At 70.7% G+C, this 20,961-nt stretch carries 17 protein-coding genes; 8 read left to right on the top strand and 9 right to left on the bottom strand.

From position 1 onward, the window contains the following. The first annotated feature begins 53 nt into the window (after nt 1–53). Genes ACQP2X_RS12970 through ACQP2X_RS12960 form a run of 3 tightly spaced genes read left to right on the top strand, consistent with a single transcriptional unit; the run spans nt 54 to nt 5,685 of the window. Entirely contained in the window at nt 54–3,176 is a 3,123-nt protein-coding gene (locus ACQP2X_RS12970; protein ID WP_498696675.1) for a BTAD domain-containing putative transcriptional regulator, read from the top strand. After that, entirely contained in the window at nt 3,173–4,333 is a 1,161-nt protein-coding gene (locus tag ACQP2X_RS12965; protein ID WP_498696673.1) for an aminotransferase-like domain-containing protein, read from the top strand. Before ACQP2X_RS12970 ends, ACQP2X_RS12965 begins: the two co-directional genes overlap by 4 nt. Further along, nucleotides 4,330–5,685 carry an MFS transporter gene (locus ACQP2X_RS12960; RefSeq protein ID WP_498696672.1) on the top strand — a complete coding sequence of 452 codons (1,356 nt, stop codon included), beginning with the start codon at nt 4,330–4,332 and terminating at the stop codon, nt 5,683–5,685. The genes ACQP2X_RS12965 and ACQP2X_RS12960 overlap by 4 nt, the downstream gene beginning before the upstream one ends. On the opposite strand, the gene ACQP2X_RS12955 is transcribed toward ACQP2X_RS12960, so the two are convergent. Continuing rightward, nucleotides 5,633–5,848, bottom strand: a complete 216-nt coding sequence (locus tag ACQP2X_RS12955) for a 2TM domain-containing protein (protein ID WP_498696671.1) — start codon at nt 5,846–5,848, stop codon at nt 5,633–5,635. The genes ACQP2X_RS12960 and ACQP2X_RS12955 overlap by 53 nt on opposite strands. Next, entirely contained in the window at nt 5,845–6,564 is a 720-nt protein-coding gene (locus ACQP2X_RS12950; RefSeq protein ID WP_498696669.1) for an alpha/beta fold hydrolase, read from the bottom strand. Before ACQP2X_RS12950 ends, ACQP2X_RS12955 begins: the two co-directional genes overlap by 4 nt. A gap of 237 nt (nt 6,565–6,801) precedes the next feature. Here ACQP2X_RS12950 and ACQP2X_RS12945 point away from each other — a divergent pair, with 237 nt between their 5' ends. Together ACQP2X_RS12945 and ACQP2X_RS12940 are read left to right on the top strand one after the other, a co-directional pair. Further along, nucleotides 6,802–8,007, top strand: a complete 1,206-nt coding sequence (locus ACQP2X_RS12945; RefSeq protein ID WP_498696668.1) for a glycoside hydrolase family 26 protein — start codon at nt 6,802–6,804, stop codon at nt 8,005–8,007. Between the two features lie 10 nt (nt 8,008–8,017). Then, nucleotides 8,018–9,712: a carbohydrate-binding protein gene (locus tag ACQP2X_RS12940; RefSeq protein ID WP_498696666.1), complete on the top strand. Its 1,695-nt coding sequence runs from the start codon at nt 8,018–8,020 to the stop codon at nt 9,710–9,712. A 43-nt stretch (nt 9,713–9,755) separates the two neighbouring features. On the opposite strand, the gene ACQP2X_RS12935 is transcribed toward ACQP2X_RS12940, so the two are convergent. After that, entirely contained in the window at nt 9,756–11,318 is a 1,563-nt protein-coding gene (locus ACQP2X_RS12935) for a glycoside hydrolase family 43 protein (RefSeq protein ID WP_498696664.1), read from the bottom strand. 95 nt (nt 11,319–11,413) lie between these two features. On the opposite strand from ACQP2X_RS12935, the gene ACQP2X_RS12930 reads away from it, so the two are divergent. Further along, the gene (locus ACQP2X_RS12930; protein ID WP_498696662.1) at nt 11,414–12,430 is read left to right on the top strand and encodes a LacI family DNA-binding transcriptional regulator; all 1,017 of its coding nucleotides are present in this window, start codon (nt 11,414–11,416) and stop codon (nt 12,428–12,430) included. 14 nt (nt 12,431–12,444) lie between these two features. Further along, the gene (locus ACQP2X_RS12925) at nt 12,445–12,696 is read left to right on the top strand and encodes a phosphatase PAP2 family protein (RefSeq protein WP_498696660.1); all 252 of its coding nucleotides are present in this window, start codon (nt 12,445–12,447) and stop codon (nt 12,694–12,696) included. Here ACQP2X_RS12925 and ACQP2X_RS12920 read toward each other — a convergent pair. Continuing rightward, a complete protein-coding gene (locus tag ACQP2X_RS12920) occupies nt 12,691–13,857 on the bottom strand; it encodes an ROK family transcriptional regulator (protein WP_498696659.1) in 1,167 nt (388 codons plus the stop codon). The genes ACQP2X_RS12925 and ACQP2X_RS12920 overlap by 6 nt on opposite strands. Before the next feature lie 19 nt (nt 13,858–13,876). Here ACQP2X_RS12920 and ACQP2X_RS12915 point away from each other — a divergent pair, with 19 nt between their 5' ends. Further along, nucleotides 13,877–14,716: a LacI family DNA-binding transcriptional regulator gene (locus ACQP2X_RS12915; protein WP_498696657.1), complete on the top strand. Its 840-nt coding sequence runs from the start codon at nt 13,877–13,879 to the stop codon at nt 14,714–14,716. 269 nt (nt 14,717–14,985) lie between these two features. On the opposite strand, the gene ACQP2X_RS12910 is transcribed toward ACQP2X_RS12915, so the two are convergent. The 5 genes from ACQP2X_RS12910 to ACQP2X_RS12890 all read right to left on the bottom strand — a co-directional run bounded on the left by ACQP2X_RS12910 (nt 14,986) and on the right by ACQP2X_RS12890 (nt 20,798). Beyond that, complete coding sequence (locus ACQP2X_RS12910; protein WP_498696655.1) at nt 14,986–17,352, bottom strand: glycoside hydrolase family 2 protein; 2,367 nt, start codon at nt 17,350–17,352, stop codon at nt 14,986–14,988. A 16-nt stretch (nt 17,353–17,368) separates the two neighbouring features. Beyond that, a complete protein-coding gene (locus ACQP2X_RS12905) occupies nt 17,369–18,181 on the bottom strand; it encodes a carbohydrate ABC transporter permease (protein ID WP_498696653.1) in 813 nt (270 codons plus the stop codon). Continuing rightward, on the bottom strand, nt 18,178–19,026 hold the full coding sequence (locus tag ACQP2X_RS12900; protein ID WP_498696651.1) for a carbohydrate ABC transporter permease: 849 nt from the start codon (nt 19,024–19,026) through the stop codon (nt 18,178–18,180). The genes ACQP2X_RS12905 and ACQP2X_RS12900 overlap by 4 nt, the downstream gene beginning before the upstream one ends. After that, nucleotides 19,023–19,583, bottom strand: coding sequence for an extracellular solute-binding protein (locus tag ACQP2X_RS12895; RefSeq protein WP_498696650.1), 561 nt, complete (start codon nt 19,581–19,583; stop codon nt 19,023–19,025). Before ACQP2X_RS12895 ends, ACQP2X_RS12900 begins: the two co-directional genes overlap by 4 nt. Nucleotides 19,584–20,261: 678 nt before the next feature. Further along, complete coding sequence (locus tag ACQP2X_RS12890) at nt 20,262–20,798, bottom strand: hypothetical protein (protein WP_498696649.1); 537 nt, start codon at nt 20,796–20,798, stop codon at nt 20,262–20,264. Nucleotides 20,799–20,961 lie beyond the last annotated feature (163 nt).

Genomic DNA, 20,961 nt, shown 5'->3' with positions numbered 1-20,961 from the left:
GTCCCGGTTTCGCGTAACCGCGCTGACGTGCTGGTCAGGTAGATTCCGCTGCTGTGCCAGGTCCCTCCGAGTCGCCGCTGTGGCTCCAGCTGCTGGGCCCGTTACGCGTGTGGCGTGACGGCGCCGAGCTCGACCCCGGGCCCCCGCAGCAGGCCTATCTCCTGGCCCTGCTGCTGGCCGAGGCGGGACGGCCGATCAGCACGAGCGAGCTGATCGACCTGATCTGGGGCGACGAGGTGCCGCCGAGCGCTCTCAACGTCATTCAGAAGTACGTCGGCGCGTTGCGCCGCCTGCTCGAACCGGCCGTGCCGGCCCGCGAGAACGGCGCCTTCCTGCACCGGCGCGGCACCGCCTACCTGTTCACGGCCGATCCCGAGGTGCTCGACCTGGTCGCCTTCCGCCGGCTCACCGGCGCCGCCCGGGCCGGGGGTCGCAGCCCGGCCGCGCTCGACCACTACGCCGAGGCCCTCACTCTCTGGCGCGGCCCGGCCGGCGCCGGCATCGCCGACCGGCCCGGCCCGGCCGCCCTGTTCACCGCGCTCGACAACGAGTTCTACGACGCCTGCTCGGCCGCGGCCGACCTGGCCGTGGCCCTGGGCCGGCCCGAGAGCGTGGCCGCGCCGCTGCATCTGGCCGCGACGATGGCCCCGTTCCACGAGCCGGTGCAGGCCGCCCTCGTCCGGGTGCTGGGCGCGGCCGGGCGTCAGGCCGAGGCGCTGGCGGTGTACCGCGCGGTCCGCGAGCGCCTGGCCGACGAGCTCGGCATCGACCCGGGCCCGGCCCTCGCCGAGGCCCACCGCCGGGTGCTGGCCCCGCCCGCGCCCCCGGCCCCGCCCGCCCCGGCCCCGCCCGATCCCGTCCCGCCGGTGACGGCGGGGCTGGTCGGCCGGGCCGCCGAGGTGGCCGTGCTGCGGCGGGCCGTGGACAGCGCCACCGCGGGCGGCACGGCCATCACCATCGTCGAGGGCGAGCCCGGCGCCGGGAAGACACGCCTGCTCCGCGAGGCAGCCACGCTGGCCGCCGGGCGGGGCGCGCTCGTCGTCTGGGGATCCTGTCTGGAGGGTGACGGCACCCCGTCGATGTGGCCGTGGGAGCAGGCCCTCGGCGCGGTCGTCGACGACCTGCCCGCCCCGGCCCGGGAGAAGTGGCTGGCCGGCGAGCTCGGCCTGCTGCTCGGGTCGGGCACCGACACCGCGCGGACGCTGCCCGACGGCAACGCCCAGTTCCGGCTCTTCGAGCAGGTGGCCGACCTGATCGGCCAGGCCGCCGGGCAGCGGCCGGTGCTGCTGGTCCTCGACGACCTCCAGTGGGCCGACATGGCCTCGCTGCGGCTGTTCGGCCATCTGGTGGGCCGGCTGCCGGCCGGCGCCGCGATCGCCGGCGCGCTGCGCAACCGGGCGCCCCTCGTCGGCTCCGACCTGGCCCGGGTGCTGGCCGTGGCCGGACGCCAGCCCGGCCACCGCCGGATCCGGCTCGGCCCGCTCGGTCTGAGCGACGTGGCCGCCCTGGTGCGCGACGAGTCGGGCCACGAGCCGGGCGCCGCCGTGGCCCGGGCCATCCACGACCGTACCGGCGGAAATCCGTTCTTCGTCCGGGAGCTGTCCCGGCTCCTCAGCGAGGCCGGCGACGGTGAGGTGCCCGTGCCGGCCACCGTCCGCGACGTCGTGCGCGACCGGATGGGCGGCCTCGACGACCGCGCCCGGGAGCTGGTGCACGTGGCCGCGGTCATCGGCCGCGACGTCGATCTGCGGCTGCTCTCCAGCGCGGCCGGCGTGGGCATCGCCGACTGCCTGCACCGCCTCGAGCCGCTCCGGGCGCTGGGCCTGCTCGATCCGGGGCCCGAGGGCCCGTCCTCGCTGCGCTTCGCGCACGACCTGGTCCGCGAGTCGGTGTCCGAGACCACCACCCCGCAGCAGATCATCGGGCTGCACCTGGCCGTCGCGGACGCGCTCGAACGGATCCACGCCGACGACGAGGACGTCGCCGAGCGTTTCGCCTATCACCTGTGGAGCGCGGGCCCGCTCGCCGAGCCGGCCCGCACCGCTCAGGCGCTGATCCGCGCCGGGCGGCGGGCGGCGTACAAACTGGCCTTCGAGTCGGCCAACCGGCAGCTGCGGTCGGCCGTCCAGATCACCCGGGCCGCCGGGCTCATGGAGCTGGAGCTGTCCGCGCTCACCCTGCTCGCCATCGTCGTCCGGCGGCACGCCGAGTACGACGCCTCGATGTTCGGCCTGCTGGACCGCGCCGAATATCTGGCCCGCACCCTGGGCCGGGACGCCGAGGCGGCCGACTTCCTGTTCATCCGGGCGATGGGCGCCTTCACCGCGCTCGACAAGGACCGGGGACGGCTGGCCGAGCGCGTGCACGAGCTGGCCGGGGCGTCGACCGATCCGGCCGTCCGGCGCTACGGGCGCAGCGTGTGGGGCCTGCACCAGTGGGACATCGGCAACGTCGGCGAGGCGTACCGGATCCTGACCGGTGACGATCCGGCCGGCCCGGAGGTGACCACGCCGATGCGCCGGGAGGGCCGCATCCCCGGCGAGGGGCCGGGCTGGCGGGCGGTGATGACCGCGCTGCACGGCGACGTCGAGGCGGCGCTGGCCTTCGTCGACACCTGGGACACACCGAACGATCCGTACGCGGCCTCGGTGTGGGTCTACTACACGGCCATGATCGCTTCGATGGCCGGCGACCCGGCCCGGGCCCGCGCCGCCGGGCAGCGATGGTTCGAGGCCGGGCTCGACCGGCTCGGATCCCAACTGGAGCACTACATCCAGCAGTACTGGTGCTGGGCCCGCGCCCTCACCGGGGACGATCCCGTTGGCGCCGCCACCGATGCCGAACGGCTCCTCGCGGCGAGCCTGCTGGACCCTCCGCAATGGGGGATCGCCTATCAGTACGGGCTCATCGCCGAGATGTGGCTGGCCGCCGGGCGGCCGGGCGACGCGGCCCGGGCTCTCGACCTCGCCGACCAGGCCGTCTGGGACCACGGCCAGCGGTACGCCGAGGGGCTGCTCCTGCTCATCAAGGCGCGCCTGCGACAGGCACGCGGTGAACCGGTGGCCGCGGTCCGGGCCGCCGCCGAGCTGGCCCGGTCACGGTCGGCCGCGAGCGGTTCCTTCCTGTTCGCCCGGCGCGCCGAGCTTTTTCTCGGGGATTCAGGGGCCGACGCATGACCGATCTGACCGCCCTCTCGCGGGGGCTCAACGCGCCGAAGGGCTTCGTCCAGGCCAGTTTCGCTCCGCCGCCCGGCGCGATCCGTTTACTGGGCGGCATTCCCGCTCCCGAAGCGCTGCCGGCGGAGGCGTTCGCCCGGGTGTCGGCGGCGGTGTGGCAGGACCCGGCCGCCCTCCAATACTCGCCGGCGCACGGGTTTCCGGCGCTGCGCGAGTGGCTCGCGCGGCGGGAAGGCGTCGACCCGGGCCGCGTCGTGGTGACGAACGGCGGCATGCACGGTCTGACGCTGGCCGTGCTGACGGTCGTCGAGCGCGGCGCCACGGTCGCCGTGGACGACCCGGTCTTCCCCGGTTTCCTGTGGGCGCTGGAGATCGCCACGACCCGGCTGTTGCCGGTGCCGGTCGTCGCCGACGGCTTCGACGTCGGGCACCTGGCCGCGCGGCTCAAGGCCGGCGACCGGATCGCCGCCGCCTACACGGTGCCCGACTTCCACAACCCGGCCCAGGTGAGCCTGTCCGCGGAGAAGCGCCGGGCCCTGGTCGAGCTCGCGGAGCGGTACGGCTTCTACGTGATCGTCGACAACCCGTACCGGGAACTCCGCTTCTCCGGTGTTGATCTGGATGTTGCGGCCTTCAACGGGTCGGACCGGGCGATCCACGTCAACACCTTCACCAAGACGCTCGGGCCGGGCTGGCGGGTGGGCTGGATGGTGCTGCCCGAGCATCTCGTCGACCCGGTGATCCGGCTGCGCAACCGCCTCGACGTACACACCTCGTCGGTGACCCAGGCGATCGTCGAGCGGTTCGTCACGGCCGGGCTGTACGACCAGGTCGTGCGGGACGCCACCGCGCTGTACCGCGAGCGTGCCGCCGTGCTGGTCGACGCTCTGCACGAGCACCTGCCGGGCGCCCTCGACGTCCGCCCGCCCGAGGGTGGCCTCTTCCTGTGGCCACGGCTGACCGACGACGGCGTCGACCCGGGAGAGCTGTTCCGGCGGGCCACCGCCTGCGGCGTCGTCTACCAGCCGGGCGAGTACTTCGCCTCCGGCCCTTCGTCCACCCGGCATCTGCGCCTCTCCTACAGCGACCGCACCCCGGCCGAGCTGCGCGAAGCCGTACGCCGGCTGGCCGCGGCCTTCCCCGGAGGCGCCCCATGACCCGCCTGCCGTTACGGGCCCTCGTGCCCTTCGCCGCCGGCTCGATCGGCATGGGCGTCTGGGTCACCGTGCCCGGCATCTTCCTGCTCTACTTCCTGACCGACATCCTGGCCGTGCCGCCGTTCGCGGCCGGCCTGGCCCTGCTCCTGCCGAACATCATCGACGTCGTCCTGCACCCGTGGGTGGGCCGGCTCTCCGACTCCGACCGCGCCCGCAACGGCCACCGGCTGCGCCTGATGGCCGCCGGATGCCTGGTCGTGGTCGCCTTCGTGGCGCTGTTCGCGGTGCCCTCGGGTCTGCGCGGCACCGCGGCCGCCGTCTGGGTCGGTGCGGTGTTCGTCGCCGGCAACCTGCTCTACGCCTGCTACCAGGTCTCCTATCTGGCCACCCCGGCCGACCTCGGGATCAGCTATCACGAGCGGACCCGCCTGATGGGCTACCGCAACGTCGTGATCACGGTCGGCGTGCTCATCGCCGGCGTGCTCGCGCCGCTGCTCGCGGACGGCGCCGGCTACGCGCGGATGTCACTGCTGTTCGGGGCCGTCATGCTGGCCGCGATGCTGGCCGGCATCAACGGTGTCGCCCGCCTCAACCGGGCCGCGCCGGGCGCGCCGGCCGTGCCCGGTCATCGCGGTGGGCTGCTGGTCGCGCTGCGGGACCGGCATTTCCGGGCGCTGACGGCGTCCTATCTGACCGTGGCCGTCACCATGAACATGGTGCTGGCCGCGATGCCGTACTTCGCCAAGTACGAGCTGGGCCGCCCCGGTGCCACCTCGCTGCTGGTCGGCGCGTTCATGGCGCCGGCCGTGCTGACGACGCCGTTGTGGGTGCTGGCGGCCCGCCGGTTCGGCAAGCAACGCGGGCTGCTCGTGGCGCAGGCCGCCTTCGTGGCCGGTTCGCTGGTGCTGGCCCTGGGCGCCCCGGCCGGCCTGCCGGTGGTCATCGGCGCGGTGGCGGTCCTCGGTGTCGCCTTCGCCGCGATGCAGCTGCTGCCGCTGTCGATGGTGCCCGACGTGATCGCCGCGGCCGGCCCCGGCGGCGCGGCCAGCGCCGGCAGTTACACCGGCGTGTGGACCACGGCCGAGGCCACCGGGGGCGCGATCGGGCCGTACGTCTTCTCGGCCCTGCTGGCCGTCGGTGGATTCGTGGCAACGGGCGCCGGCGAGGAGGTCGCGCAGTCCCCCGCCGCGATGAGCGCGGTCCGGTACGGCTTCACGCTCGTGCCGGCCGCGCTCATGACCGTCGCCCTGCTGCTGCAGCGGCGGTACACCCTCGATCGGAGCGCCCGCGCCGAGGCGGTCAGCGCGCCGCGTGCAGACGCAGGGTCCGCTGCGCCTCCCAGACATGGATGAGCAGCCCGATCCCCCAGCCCACGATCGACCACAGCGGCCAGAAGAACTTGTCGGGCGTGGCGTAGTACCAGGTGAAGACCTGACCCACGTTGGCCAGGACGTACCAGGTGATGTGCGACCAGAGGCCCCATCGGATCGCGGTGTCGCTCGGCCCGGCCGTCATGACAGCGCCTCCCGGGCCGCCGTCTCGATGAAGGCCACGGTCTCGTCCGGATGCGAGACGAAGACCATGTGCGAGGCGCCCACGACGAACTTGACCGTGGCGCCGGAACGCTCGGCCATGAACTCCTGCGCCGCGGCTGGGATGATCTTGTCGGAGCCGCTGATGAGGTTGTAGCTCCGGATGGTGTGCCAGGCCTGCGGCGCCGAGGCGGGCTCACCCAGCGCGGCCCCGGAGGCCGGGCGCTGGGTGATCGCGTAGAGCGAGGCGTCCGCCGCGGGCAGGTCGGCCGCGAAATTCGGGTGGAACACGCGCGGATCGATGTACAGGTCGACCTGCCCGTCGCCCAGCGGCACCGGCTTGAGCGACGTGTCCACCGTGCTGCCGGGGAACTTCTCCACCAGCGACTGGGCGCTCTCGCCCACCTCCGGCACGAAAGCGGCCAGATAGACCAGCGCCTTCACCTGCGGGTTGCCGGTCGCCGCGGTCGAGATCACGGCACCGCCGTACGAGTGGCCGACGAGCACGATCGGCCCGTCGACACTCGCCAGCAGCGCCTTCAGATGGGCCGCGTCGGAGGTGAGCCCCCGCAGCGGATTCGCCGTCGCGACCACCGGATAGCCGTCGGCGACCAGCCGCCGGGCGATCCCGGCGAAGCCGCTGCCGTCGGCGAAGGCGCCGTGCACCAGAACGATTGTTGGCTTGTCGTCAGTAGTCATGGGCCGGAAGCTATGGCCGCGCACTGAACAGCGACTGAACGCGCTCAGCCGTACAGATCGTCCTCGGCGACGACCGGCGTGGTGTCCTCGTGGGGCCGCCCGACCCGGGCCGCCGAGCCGAACATGGCGCCCCGCGCCGGATGCACCCGCGCTGAACGCGACGGCTGTTACGGCGGCGTGAACGAAACGTTTCGAAAACTCTGCCGGATTCATCGACGGGCTTCGTACCGTACGGGCATGTCACGCCGTCCCCTCGCCGTCCTCGCGGTGCTGCTGGCGACGCTGACGCTCGGGGTTCAGGCGCCCGCCTGGGCCTCGTCGTCGGCGGCCGGTGGCCGATCGCTGTTCATCGGCCAGTCCACGAAAGCATCGTGGGACGACTACACGTCCTTCGCCGCCTCCCCCAGCGGCGGCTCCGTCTACTACGAGCTGAAGTCCGGCACCTGGGTCACCACCGGGCACCGCGACTACGCCACCTTTCTGGCCCGGCAAGGCAAAGCCGTCCAGATCGGCATCTCCTGGAAGGACAACCCGCCCGGCTTCACCGGCGGTGACGAGCAGGCCAAGGCGGCCCGCTCCCGGCAGGTCACAGCCGAGCTGGCCGCGGGCGCCTACGCGGCGCAGTTAGACACGCTGATCGCCTTCATCAACGCCTATCCGCAGGCCACCTTCGATCTCCGCCTCGACTATGAGGTGTCGAGCTTCTACCACTGCACGGACGCGAGCTGCGCCTCGTACAAGAACGCCTTCGCCCGCATCCGCGCCCTCATCGACTCGCGCAAGCGGCAGAGCAACGTCGCCTACGTCTTCCATCCGGTGCGTGGCGAGTACGAGCAGATGTACCCGGGTGACGCGGCCGTCGACTGGATCGGCGTGTCGATCTTCGCGCACGAGCTGTGCCTGCCGATCCACGACAACGGCACGTACTACTACAACGGCACGCCGCCGCAGAACTACGACACCGCGACGCTCCAGTGCCGCAACGCCTACGTCGGCACCGACAGCTACGGCAACCCGGCCGCCGTGTGGAAGAACTGGGACTACGACGGCAACGTCCTGAAGATGATGAAGTTCGCCGGCGACCACGGCAAACCGATGATCGTGTCGGAGGCCGGGATGATGAACTTCACGGCCGGGCCGGGCGACACCCGCGGCCTGGAGCAGCAGCGCGGCGATCTGTGGGTGCGGCGGCTGTTCGGGCTCCTCGACTACCGCGGCCCGATACCCAACACCGCCGGGACGTACGACCTGAGCGGTGTCATCAAGGCCGTGGTCTACATCGACCTCGACTTCCGGTACGGCTGGGACGGCATCGCCGACGGCAGCTTCGACTTCCCGGTCGACTCCACCTGGTTCGTCGACGGCCGCCTGTCGCAGTACGCGGCCGCCCGCACCTCGTTCTGCCAGGGCCTGGCCGCCCGGCAGTTCACCACCCCCTGCTGAGGAGACAGCCGTGTTCCGAAAAATCCTGGCCGCGCTCGCGGCCGCACCCCTGGCTGTGGCCGCTCTGGCCGCTCTGCCCGCCCAGGCGGCCCTGCCGCCGGGCCAGATCACCTTCTTCGCCGGGCAGACGACCCCGGACCTGAGCGCCTTCAAGCAGCAGGTGCTCGACCGGGACGCCTCGTTCCCCCGTCCCGGTGGCGTCACCCTTTACACCAACATCTCGCCGTACGCCTGCAACGGCCTGACCGCCACCTGCAACCTCAACGGCAACGTCGTCAACTTCAACCAGACCCTCGCGGAGTACCCGGGCGCGGCCGTCGCGGTCGGCCTCTATCTGGCCGACAACCCCGGCTGCGCCAACCAGCCCCTGCGGGCCATCATCGGCCGGACGGACGCCGACATCGCCGGAACGCTCGGCCAGCAGTACCGGCAGAACCTCGACAACCTGATCACGTACTTCAAGAACACCGGCCGCCAGGTCTACCTGCGCGTCGGCTACGAGTTCGACGGGCCCTGGAACTGCTACAACACCGACTTCTACAAGCAGGCCTTCCGGGTCGTCAAGCAGCGCATCGGCGCCCTCGGCGCGGCCAACGTGAAGACCGTCTGGCAGAGCGCCAGCTACGCCAAGGACGGCCCGGCCGAGTACAAGTTCGACTTCAGCAACCCGAGCCACCTGGCCGACTGGTACCCGGGTGACGACGTGGTCGACTACGTCGGGCTGAGCACCTTCTACTGGGACGCCACCTATCGCCACTATCAGTGGGCCTGCGACACACCGACGAGCACACCCACGATTTTGTACGACCGGGTGCTCGATTTCGCGCGGTCACACAGCAAGCCGGCGATGATCGCCGAGTCGGCGCCGCAGGCGTACCGGACCGCCAACCTCGACGCCTCCTGCGTGAATGTCAACAACCGGGCGTCGCTGGGCGGCGACTGGACGAAGGTCGGCAGCTGGTACGACCAGTACTTCGCCTACATCAACCGCAACACCGACGTGCTGCGCGCGGTCTCCTACATCAACAGTGACTGGGAGGCGATCAGCCAGTTCAGCTGCCCGCCGGGGGCCAGCGCCGGAGCGTCGAACTGCACCGACGGCTACTGGGGCAACAGCCGGATCCAGGACAACGCCAACATCCTGGCCGGCTTCAAGCGCGAACTGCGGAACGCGGTCTTCGTGAACGGCACGCTGACGGGCCGCGGCGCCAACTGGGGAGGCGGCACTCCGACCACGCCACCGACCACGCCACCGACGACACCGCCGACCACGCCGCCGACGACACCGCCTACGACGCCTCCGGCCGGTGGCAGCCGGAACGCCTTCAGCACCATCGAGGCCGAGTCGCGGGACAGCCAGAGCGGCACGACGGTCACAGCGGGCCGCCTCAGCTCGCTCAACAACGGCGACTGGGCTCGATACGACCGGATCGACTTCACCGGGCGTACGCCCCATCAGGTCGTCTTCCGTTATTCCTCGGCCCGCCCGTCGAGCCAGGCCTTCACGCTCGAGTTTCACGCCGGATCCGCCACCGGCCCGGTGATCGCCGCGCCCGGCCTGCTCGGCACCGGCTCGGTGAGCACGTACAAGGAGATCGCCTTCAACGTCGGCACCCTGCCGGCCGGCACGACCTCGATCACGGTCGTGCCCCGCGCCAACGACAGCGCGGATGTGCTCGACCTCGACTGGTTCCGCTTCCTCTGATGGACGACGGGCCCGGCAGCTCCCCGCCGGGCCCGTTCCCCTTTCAGAGATGCGGTTTGTACGTGGCGGCGGAGAAGTCGGCCGCCAGCCCCTCGCCCGTGAAGTCCTGCACCCACAGGCCGAAGAACGCACCGGTGAAGCCCCAGATCCGCGGCACACCGCCGTCCGACTCCTGGGCGTGCTCGTCGGAGAGGATCGTCGCGTCGAACGGGCCCCACTCCGTCTCGCCGCACGAGGCGCGCAGGGCGCCGCCGTCGAGCTCGAACCGCAGCGGCACCGGGGACGAGGCAACCGGGACCACCGGCCCGTGCATCCGCAGGCGCCCCCGCTCGCACGACAGCACGTCGACGATCGTCCCGAGCACCTCGTCCCACCCGACCCGCAGGAAGTACCAGTTGCGGCTGTTGTAGTACGCGGTGATGCCGGCCATCTGCTGGAACGTCCCGGGCCGGAACTCCACGGTCGCCTCGAACGTCGCCCGCTTGTGCTGCACCCGCCGCGCCACCAGGCTCTCCCCGGACAGCGCGCCGGCCGACCGCCCACCGCGGATCCGCAGATGACCGGGCCGCTCGGTGGTGGAGACCCAGGACGGGTCGGCCGGGCGGCGCAGGGTGCTCCACCGAGGACCGAGCGCCGGGCCGGTGAAGTCGGAGGTCTCCTCCGGCCACGGGCAGGCCGGCAGATCCGGGCCGGCGACGACCTCGTGCGGCACGCCGCCGTCGATCCGCGGCCAGCCGTCGCCGGTCCAGGTGACCCGTTGGAGGGCGGTCTCCCGGCCCAGGATGCTGCGGCCCCGGGGGCCGAGCGGCCGCGAGGTCAGGTGGGCCAGGAACCACTCACCGGCCGGCGTCTCGACCAGGCTGCCGTGCCCGGCCTTCTGCAACGGCAGGTCCGGCCGGTGGACCGAGGTGAGCAGCGGGGTCGCCGGATCCGTCTCGTACGGCCCCAGCAGCTCGCGCGAGCGCGCGACGGTGACCTGATGGAACAGGTCGGTTCCGCCCTCGGCCGTCACCAGGTAGTACCAGCCGTCGCGGCGGTAGAGGTGCGGGCCTTCGGTCATGCCGGCGGCCGTACCGGCGTACAGCTCAATCGGTTTGCCCTTGAGCGTGCGCGCCGCCCGGTCGTACTCCTGAATGATGATGCCGTTGGCCCACGGCCGTCCCGGGCGCCAGTCGGTGCGGTTGGAGAGCAGCCAACTGCGGCCGTCGTCGTCGTGGAAGAGCGAGGGGTCGAAACCCCGGGCGTGCAACGGCACCGGCCGTGACCACGGCCCGTCGATGGCGGGCGCGGTGACCAGATGGTTGGGCGTGTCCCAGAAACCCCCGGCGTACGACTTCACGTCGGTGTAGACGAGGTGGAAGAGCCCGTCGGCGTACGAGAGGCAGGGCGCCCAGACCCCGCCCGAGTCCGGATCGCCGGTCATGTCGAGGCGGGCCGTGAGCGCCCCGCCCAGGGGCCGCCAATGCACGAGATCGCGCGAGTGGTGCAGGAGCACGCCCGGATACCACTCGAAGGTGGAGGTCGCCAGGTAGTAGTCGGCGCCGACCCGCAGGATCGACGGGTCGGGGTGGAAGCCCGGTAGGACGGGATTGCGGATGTCAGCCATGGGTCACTTACGAAACCTTTCGTTCGGGTGTAGCCTGCTGATCCCATTTCACAGACGTCAATGCGGCAAGACTTTTCGAAACATGGTGATACGTCATGGCCGGCGGTAGGCCCACCCTGCAACAGATCGCGGCCGAGGCGAACGTGGCCGTCTCGACGGTGTCGAAGGTGCTCAACGGGCACACCGACGTCTCGGCCAAGACCCGCCGGGCCGTCGAGCGGCTGCTGGCCGAGCGCGGATATCAGCGCCCCCGGAGCGCGCGCCGCACCGGCCGTCGCACCGACCTGATCGACATGGTCATCAACCAGCTCGACAGCGTCTGGGGCCTGTCCATCCTGACCGGCGTCGAGGAGGTCGTCGAGGAGGCCGGTCTGAGCCTGGTCGTCTCGTCCGTGCACAACCGGCAGTCGCTCACCCGGCGCTGGCTGGAGTCGCTGCTGGCCCGCGGCTCCGAGGGCGCCATCCTGGTCCTCTCCGAGATCACCGACCGTCAGCGGGCCGACCTGGAACGCCGCAACCTGCCGTTCGTGGTGGTCGACGGGGTCAGCCAGCCCCCACCCGACATCCCGTCCATCGGCGCCACGAACTTCGCCGGCGGCTACGCGGCCACCGAACACCTGATCGGGCTCGGCCACCGGCGCATCGCCGCCATCGGCGGTCCCGAACAGCTGCAGTGCACCCGCGCCCGGATAGCCGGATATCGCGCCGCCCTGGAGACGGCCGGTCTGCCCACCGAACGGCAGATGGTGCGCTACAGCAACTTCCAGTACGAGGGCGGCCTGGCCGCGGCCCGCGAGCTGCTGTCATCACCCACCCCGCCCACTGCCGTCTTCGCCGGCAGCGACCAGCAGGCCACCGGCGTCTACGAGGCGGTACGCCAGGCCGGCCTGGCGATCCCCCACGACATCAGCGTCGTCGGCTTCGACGACCTGAACTTCGCCGAATGGACGGCCCCACCGATGACCACGGTCCGCCAGCCTTTGCACGAGATGGGCGTGGCCGCCGCCCGCACGGTCCTGCGCCTGGTGAACGGCGAACGCCTCGAATCCACCCGCATCGAGCTGGCCACCCGCCTGATCGTCCGCCAGAGCACCGCCGCCCCCGCCGCATGATCAGGTCAGCCCGATTGATCACCGACGTGTTCACGCCCGTCACGGTTCTCGCCCGGTGGGGCATCTCGCTGCACGCGCTCGTCGCGGCCGGGGCGGTTGGCGCCCTGACCGTCATCTACGGTCCTGCCGTGTCACCGGCCTGGCTTCTTGTCGCGGCGGTCGGCTGGGCGCGGGTTCGGCTCAAGGAGCACACCACGGCCCAGGTGCTCGCGGGCGCCCTGGTTGGGGCCGCCGCCACCGGCGTGCTGTTCCCCCTGCTGCTATGAGCCTCGCATGCCTGGCGTGTGGCCCGGGGCGATCGACGCCTGGACGACCAGGGCGGCGGCGCCGATGCCGGCCGCGTTCCGGGGCTGGGCGGACAGCTCCACCTGCACCTCGTGGCGGCCCCGGGCGTGGGCCGTGCGGGCCAGGTGGGCGCGCAGGCGGCGGGCGTAGATGGAGCCCGCCACCGCCACGCCGGGGCCGGTCAGGACGATGCGGCCCAGGTCGAGCAGGTTCACCATCGACGTCACGGCCACGCTCAGATGGCCTGCCGCTTCCTCGATCACCGCGTACGCGTCCTGGTCACCGCTGACCGCGGCCCGGGCGAGCGCGTCGTACGCCGCGGAGACCGTGCCGTCCAGGCGCAGGCGGGCCGACAACGCCGGGTGGGCACGGGCCGCGTCGACGGTCGCGGTCATCGAGGCGTACCTCTCCACGCAGCCCTGGTTTCCGCACGGGCACGGCCTTCCGTCGTACGCGATCGAAAGGTGTCCGAGCTCGCCCGCGTCGAAGCTGGCGCCGCGGAACAGCGCGCCACCGAACACCATGCCGGCGCCGATGCCGGTGGAAAGGTAGACGCAGCCGAACGACTGCTCGCGGGAGACCCGGCGGCTCCAGAACTCGCCCAGGGCGGCCGCGGCCGCGTCGTTCTCGACCAGGACCGGCAGTTTGAGGCGCTCGGACAGCCGGTCGGCGATCGTTTCCCACTCGGTGAAGGGCGCGGTGGCCGGCGCGACCACGGCCAGGCCCTCCACGCGGTGGCGGGGCAGGTCGAGGCCGGCGATGAAGTCGTCGAACTGGGCGGCCAGCTGGCCCGGCAGGTCGGCCCGCTCGAGCGGCACCGCCTCGCGGCCCACCACCCCGCCCGTCAGGTCGATGGCCACGCAGGTCACCGAGTCGGTGCCGAGCTCGAAGCCGACCCCGAAGTGGTCGGCCGGGTTGATGGCGAGCAGCTTGCGGGGCTTGCCGCGCAGCGAGCCGGCCGAGCCGGTCTCGTGGACGATGCCGTCGGCGATCAGGTCACGCACGATGTTGGAGATCGAGGGCTGGGTCAGGCCGGTCACCTCGGCCAGCTCGACCCGGCTGATCCGCTCGGCCGATCGGATCACGTCCACGATCAGGGCACGGCTGCCCGGGCCGCCCGCGGGCGCTTCTCGACGTGCCATGGCGGTACCGTATCTCGTGATGAACGGGAACCGGGGGGTGGCACCGGCGCGGCGGCGGGTCGGCCTGGTGCTGGCGCGCGAGTCCCGTGTCCTGGGCGAGGAGCCGTACTACCACGAGTTCATCGAGGGCCTGGAGCGCGTGCTGACGCCGGCCGGGGTCTCGGTCCTCGTCAAGGTCGTCACCGACCGGGCGGCCGAGGCCGAGACGTACGACCGGTGGGCGGCCGAGGGGCGCTTCGACGGTGTCGTGCTCGTCGACCTCGCCCCCGACGACGCCCGGGTCGGCCTGGTGCACCAGCTGGGCCTGCCGGCGGTGGTGCTGGGCGCCCCGTCGACCGCCTCCGGCCTGCCCACGGTCTGGACCGACGACGCCGGGTTCGCCCGCGAGGCGGTCCGGTTCCTGGCCGAGCGCGGCCACGAGGTGATCGGCCACATCAGCGGCCCCACGACGTTCGCGCACACCCAGCTGCGCCAGGCCGGCGCCGAGGCCGAGGCCCGGGGGGTGCGGTTGGTGGGCACGGTGGGCGATTATTCGTACGACTCGGGCCGGGCCGCCGTGGCCGAGCTGATCCCGGCCGCGCCGACCGCGATCGTCTGCGACAACGACGTGATGGCCCTGGCCGCCCTCGACGCCTTGGCCGAGCACGGCCTGTCCGTGCCCGGCGACGTCTCGGTGGTGGCCTGGGACGATTCGGCCCAGTGCCAGCTGGCCGTCCCGGCGTTGTCCGCGATGAGCCACGACGTGGGCCGCATCGGCGAGCTGGCCGCGGGCGCCCTCCTCGAGGCCATGGCCGGCTCACCCCCCGAGGTGTACGAGGCCCCAGCGGCCCACATCGTGGCCCGCGCCAGCACCCGCTGAGAGGTTCAGGCATCGGGCTGTGTGCTACAGGGCGAGTAGAGGGCGTGGGAAAGACAGCTACGGCGACGCCGCGCGCAGCGTCGGTCGTTGATCTGAGCCTCCCAGCCCAGCGAGAGATCCTCAGTGCCGACACCAAGCACCTCCATTGGCTGCGCAGCCGAATCGGCGAAGATTTGATCGACTCCCTCGTCATCTACGCCGGCGAGCACGCATACCGGCGCCGTGACGATGTAGCCGTCGTCCCTCTCGCGCTGCTCGGCCCCTGAGCTTCATCGCAGAACCTCCGGCAGAGAGGTGAGGACCCAGGGTGCCTTGACGGAGCCGGGGGCCAGGTCGACGGGCGCGCGGACCTCGAACACGACCGACTCGCCGGGCAGCAAGGTGACGAAACCGCGGTCGACGGTGGCCGTGGGGTGGATGCGGTCGGGCTGGAGCAGGATGTCCCGGGCCAGGCCGGCCGCCCGCACGTGCACGTCGAGTCCGCCGGGGACCGTCGTGACGTCGACGGTGAGGCCCGGATCGGCGTGGCTGAACTCCAGGTCCTCGACCCCGAACCACAAGGCCCGCCCCTCGCCCAGGCGGGCGACCAGCAGCTCGGCCGCCGGGTCGCCGAACTCGGCCACGCCGGCCGGTATCGGGACCAGGGTCACCGAGCGGGCGGCCGCCGTGACCTGCCGGGTGGTGGTGGCCAGGACCGTGCCGCTCGTGTCCTGCCGCTCGATCAGCAGGGTTCCGGTCCACGAATCCGGGTGGTCGTTGAGAACGGCCACGACCAGACCGTCCTCGCGGGGCTGAATGGTGAGCGCCCTCGCGGCGTACATCTCCTTCATCGCGAAGTAGAGCGGCTTGTACCGCCCCGCGCCGTCGATCGCCGCCCACGAAGTCACCGGCCACAGGTCGTTCAGCTGCCACAGGATCGTGCCTCCCGTGTGCGGCCACGACGTGCGCCAGTGCTCGACCCCCGTGCGTACGGCCCGGACCTGGTTGAGCTGGGTCAGGAAGTGCCAGGCCTCGGTGCCGTTCCACGAGCCGAAGTGCGGGGCGAGGCCACGGGCCAGCTTGCCGTTGCCGTCCTCGGCCTTCTGGTGGTGCAGCACGCCGGGCGAGTCCGGCCGCATCGGTTCGTCGGAGACTGCCTCGCGCAGCGTGGTCCACGCCGGCGGCGCCTGCCAGCCGAACTCGGCCACGAACCGCGGCTGCGAGTCGCGATAGTGAAGGTAGTCCTGCCGGTTCCAGACCTCCCAGGAGTGGAAGGTGCCGTATCCGGGATCGTTCGGCAGGTGCTCCCAGCTGCCCGACCACGGGCTGCCCGCCTGGTAGGGGCGGCTCGGGTCGAGCTCGGCCACGATGGCCGGCAGGGTCTCCAGGTAGTACTTCTCGCCCCAGCTCAGGTCGCCCGACGGCTCGTGCAGCCACAAGTTCTCGTTGTTGCCGCTCCAGGTGATCAGGCTCGGGTGCGGGGCCAGCCGGCTCACGTTCTCCCGCGCCTCGGCCACCACCTCCGAGTACAGCGGCTCCTCCTCGGGATAGTCGGCGCAGGCGAACAGGAAGTCCTGCCACACCATCAGCCCGAGCTCGTCGCAGACCTCGTAGAAGTCGCGGTCCTCGTAGATGCCGCCGCCCCACACCCGGATCAGGTTGATGCCGGCCCCGGCGGCCTCGCGCAGCCGGAGTTCGTAACGTTCGCGGGTCATCCGGGCCGGGAAGATGTCGTCCGGGATCCAGTTGACGCCCTTGATCTGCACCGGCGATCCGTTGACGTGGAAGACGAATCCGCCGCCGGTGCGGTCGAGCTCGACCGTCCGGAAGCCGGTGCGCCGCTGCCACCGGTCGAGCACCTCGTCACCGTCGAGCAGCTCGACGGTCAGCTCGTAGAGCGCCGCTTCGCCGTAGCCGCGCGGGTTCCACGGTTCGACGTCGACGTCGATGACCTCGCGGGCCGAGGAGCCCCGCAGATCGAACGTGGCGATCTCCGCGGAGGACAACAACACGCGGACCCGCAGATCACGCTCACGGGTGCGCTCGACGTCGACGGTCAGATCGAGCCGCCCACCGCCGTCGTATGTCGCCAGGGGACGGACGGAGGCGAGCCGGGCCGTGCTCCAGCCCTCGAGCCGCACCGGCCGCCAGATGCCCGCGGTCACCAGCGTCGGACCCCAGTCCCAGCCGAAGGAACAGGCCATCTTACGAATGAAGTTGAACGGCTCCGGATACGCGTTGGCTCGCGGCCCGAGCAGATCACGAACCCGTTCGGCCTCGGTGTAGGCCGACTCGAAACGCACGACGAGCTCACCTTCGGGCCGGGCCGTGACGTCGTACCGATAGCTCCGGTGCATGTTGCGGGACGAGCCGAGCACCACGCCGTCCAGTTCGGCCGACGCGACGGTGTCGAGACCTTCGAAGACCAGATCGATGCGGTCGTACGCCGGTCCGTCCCACCCGATGTGCCGGTGGTACCGCCAATCGGTGCGGCCGACCCAGGCCACCTTGTTCTCGTTGTCGTCGAGGAACGGGTCGGGGATCCGGCCGTCGTTCAGCAGATCGAGGTGTACGCATCCGGGAACGCCGGCCGGAAGCGGATCCACCGCGTCGGCCCGCAATTCCCACGCGCCGCCGAGGTCCTGTGCGTGCAGCATGTGCGGCACGTCCTTTCTACTTGGTGGCTCCGGCGGTGACGCCGTTGTAGATGAAGCGCTGCAACAGCAGGAAGACCACGACGGTCGGAATGATCACGATCATCGTGCAGGCCGCGATCGTCTCCCATTGCGCGCCGTACGGGCCCTTGAAGCGGAACAGCGCCGTCGAGATGACGTTCAGCTCGGGCGAGCGCAGATAGAGGAACGGGATGTAGAACTCGTTGTAGACCGCGATCCCCTTGATGATCACGACGGTGGCGATGGCCGGCTTCATCAGCGGCAGGATCACCCGGCGGTACACGGTGAACCGCGACGCCCCGTCGATCACGGCGGCCTCGTCGAGACTCTGGGGAATGGACTGGATGAACTGGATGAAGATGTAGATGGACACGATGTCGGTGCCCAGGAACAGCACGATGGCCGAGCCGAGCGTGTCGACCAGGCCCATCGACTTCACGATCTGATAGGTCGCGACCTGGGTGGTGACGCCGGGCACCAGCGCCGCCACCAGGAAAAGCCCCAGCACGAGCCGCTTGAAGGGGAAGGAGAAGCGGCTTATGGCGTACGCGGCCAGGGTGCCCACGGCGATCGTGCCCGTCAGCGACACCACGAGGATGATCGTGGTGTTCACGAATCCGCGCAGCATGTGCCCTTTGGACCAGGCCGTCGCGAAGTTGTCGAAGTTGAACCAGTTCCGGGGCGGGGTGAGCGGTCCCGTGCTGCCGTATTCGGCGTGCGTCTTGAACGAGGCGAACAGCACGACCACGAGAGGGATGAGAACGACGAGCGCGGCCGCGACCAACGAGACGTACTTGGCGAATCTGCTCATGAAAGGGTGACCTCCTCGTCCGGGACGATCCGGCGCTGGATCCACGTGACGAGCAGGACGATGAGCAGCAGCACGACCGCCATGGCCGAGGCGAGCCCGATCTTCCGGAAACCGAACGCGGTCTGGTACGCCTGAATGACGAACGTGGTGGTGCCGTTGGCGCCGCCGGTCATGATGAACGGGATCTCGAAGGCCGACAGGCTGCCCGAGATGGCCAGGATGAACGACAGGCTGATGATGCGCTTGATGCCGGGCGCGATGATGTGCCGGAACTGGTGCCAGCGGTTGGCGCCGTCGATTTCCGCGGCCTCGTAGATCTCCCCCGGAATGCTCTGGATGGCGCCCAGGAACAGCACGAAGGTGAGCCCGGTGAACCGCCACACCGAGGTGCCGGCCAGCGAGAAGTTGGCGACGTCCGGATCGCCCAGCCACAGCGGCGTGTGCCCGCCGAAAAGCGTGTCGAGCGTGCCGCCGGGCTGGAAGAAGTAGAGGAAGACGAAGCCGACGGCGACGCCGTTGAGGAGGTACGGGAAGAAGATGACGCCCTTCCACAGATTGCGCCACCGGGTGCTGAACGACAGGATCACCGCGAAGTAGAGGGCGATGGCGATCTGCGCGAACGACGCCGCGAAGTAGTAGAGGCTGATCAGGAAGACCCGCCAGTACTGCTCGTCGGTGAAGACCCGGACGTAGTTGTCGAGCCCGACCGGTTCCATCGCCGGCTTGAGACCGTCCCAGCTGTGGAAGCTGTACCAGATCATGTTGCCGACCGGCACGTACGTGAAGGTGATGAGCAGGATCAGCGCGGGTGCCAGGTACAGCCAGGGGCTGTGCCTTCGGGTCACTTCATCACCTTTGACTGGGCCGCGCCCCACCGCTTGTTCAGGTCGGCGAAGTACGAGTCCTTGTCGCCCTTGGCCGCGCCGCGCGCGATGTCGACCAGCTTCTGCCGGTAGATGTTGCCGGTCAGGTCGATCTCGGACTCCTTGATGATCTCGTCCTCCTTGCCGCTGTTCGTGGTCGCGGCCGGGAGGCTGAGCAGTTCGACACCGGCGTCCTCGAAGTCCTTGATGACCTTCGGCATGGGCTGGCTGACGGCGGTCGGGATGGCCTGCTGGTCGGCCGCGAAGCCGGACTCGTTGACGAACCAGTCGAGGAAGGCCTTGGCGGTCGCCTTGTTGCCGGAGTTCTTGCTGACCGCGGCCGAGTAGTCGCCGGTGATCTGCGCGTGGAACTTGCCGTCCTTCTGATAGGGGAACGGCCAGAGCGCGATGTCGTCCGGGTCGGCGCCGGCGGTCTTCGCGGCGGCCTGCATCTGCGGCACGGCCCACGAGCCGAGCAGCATGGCCGCGGTCTTGCCGGCCCGGCTCGCGCCGGGCGACGGCGAGCGCCGCGAGGGCACAGAACCCGGTCACGGTCATCTGCGCCGCGTCGGCGGCGGCCTTGATCGTGGACAGCTCCGCGTCGGTGAACCTCGGCGTGAGCCGATGATCCCGCACCGTCTCGCCGCGGGGCCGATACCGGCGGCCCGGTCCGGCCGGGCCGGTGCCGGTGGTCGAGTCGGTCGGCATGCTGGGCGCGCTGCTGGTGTTCTCGGTGTCTGACATGCCTGGCACGGTGGACGGCTGCCGTTGCCGGGACCGTTACCGGCGACGGCCAGCGACCCATTGCACTACGCGCGTGAGCCGCGCCCAATCGTGACCGTGCCCGGTCACCCCCGCAGGGGCTGCCGAAGGCACCAGCTTGCTCCGCCGTTACCGGCTGGGCGACTGGAGCATCGGCCCGGCGCAGGTCAGTCCCGAGTCATACCACGTAGCAGTCGGCGCGACGTCAGGTTGCCGAGTTCGGCACCCGCACCGAGCGGCACGCCATCGGCCAGGAACCCGAGGCCGGTCGTTAAAGGCCGCACCCGTGGCGTAGCAATACTGAGCGTTGCCGGTGAAGGCTGCTGCCGCCGCAGGTATGGCCGCGTTCACCGAGGCGGTAGCCGTGTTCTTCGGCTTGACGGGCCGATGACTCAGGCCGGGATGGCGAGTGTGCGCCCAGGCATGACGTTCTGTTTGCCTGCATGGAGCCGAGATCAGAAGTTGAGCAATTCAAACTTGCCGTGCTCGATGGCCACCGCAACTCCGGTGACGGACCTCAATGCCCGGACGAGAGTGGCGTCCGCAGCGGCGACTCCCTCGACTGGGGGCTGGATGTATTCGCCGATGACAATGATCCCGTCGAAGTCGATGTTCTGGGCGGCGATCGCACTGACCTCGAAGTTTTGGAACACGCCAGTGCCCGGCGCGGTGACCCAGAGCTGTTCGACAGCCCCTTCAAGGGCGGCCCTGGTGTACTTGCGCTGCTGGACCGAAATGGGAATGTGCCGGCCGTGGGCTTCGTCCAGGATCTGCTGCTGGATACGGTCGGACGGCCCGTGCCATACCAGCACCGTGGAGCCGGCCTCCGGATCGTTGATATTGTCGATGTAGCCGCTCGCCTCGATACCGGGCAGGGCTAGAATCCACTCCCGTAGATCGCTGAGCATGTGCTGGCGGTCCCACAGGCCCTGGTCGAAGTCCGACACCGCAGGGTCGGGTTCGCTCTCGGTCGCTGGCTCCTGCGGGCTCACCGGTTCTCGGCCCGCCAGACTGTCGGCTCGTTCGTCAAATATCACGGTGTCCCTTCGATCGGCCCTCGATCACCATCGTAGCGCCGCATCGGCTGACCGTTCCGATGCCGTCGAACGCATCAGTCGACTAGACATCAGCGGGGAAGACATCCGGGAAGAGGAT

The sequence above is a fragment of the Actinoplanes sp. CA-131856 genome, assembly GCF_050956135.1.
Classification (GTDB): Bacteria; Actinomycetota; Actinomycetes; order Mycobacteriales; family Micromonosporaceae; genus Actinoplanes.
The sequence above is the reverse complement of the archived record's forward strand: the minus strand, read 5'-3'. Positions and strand labels throughout refer to the sequence as shown.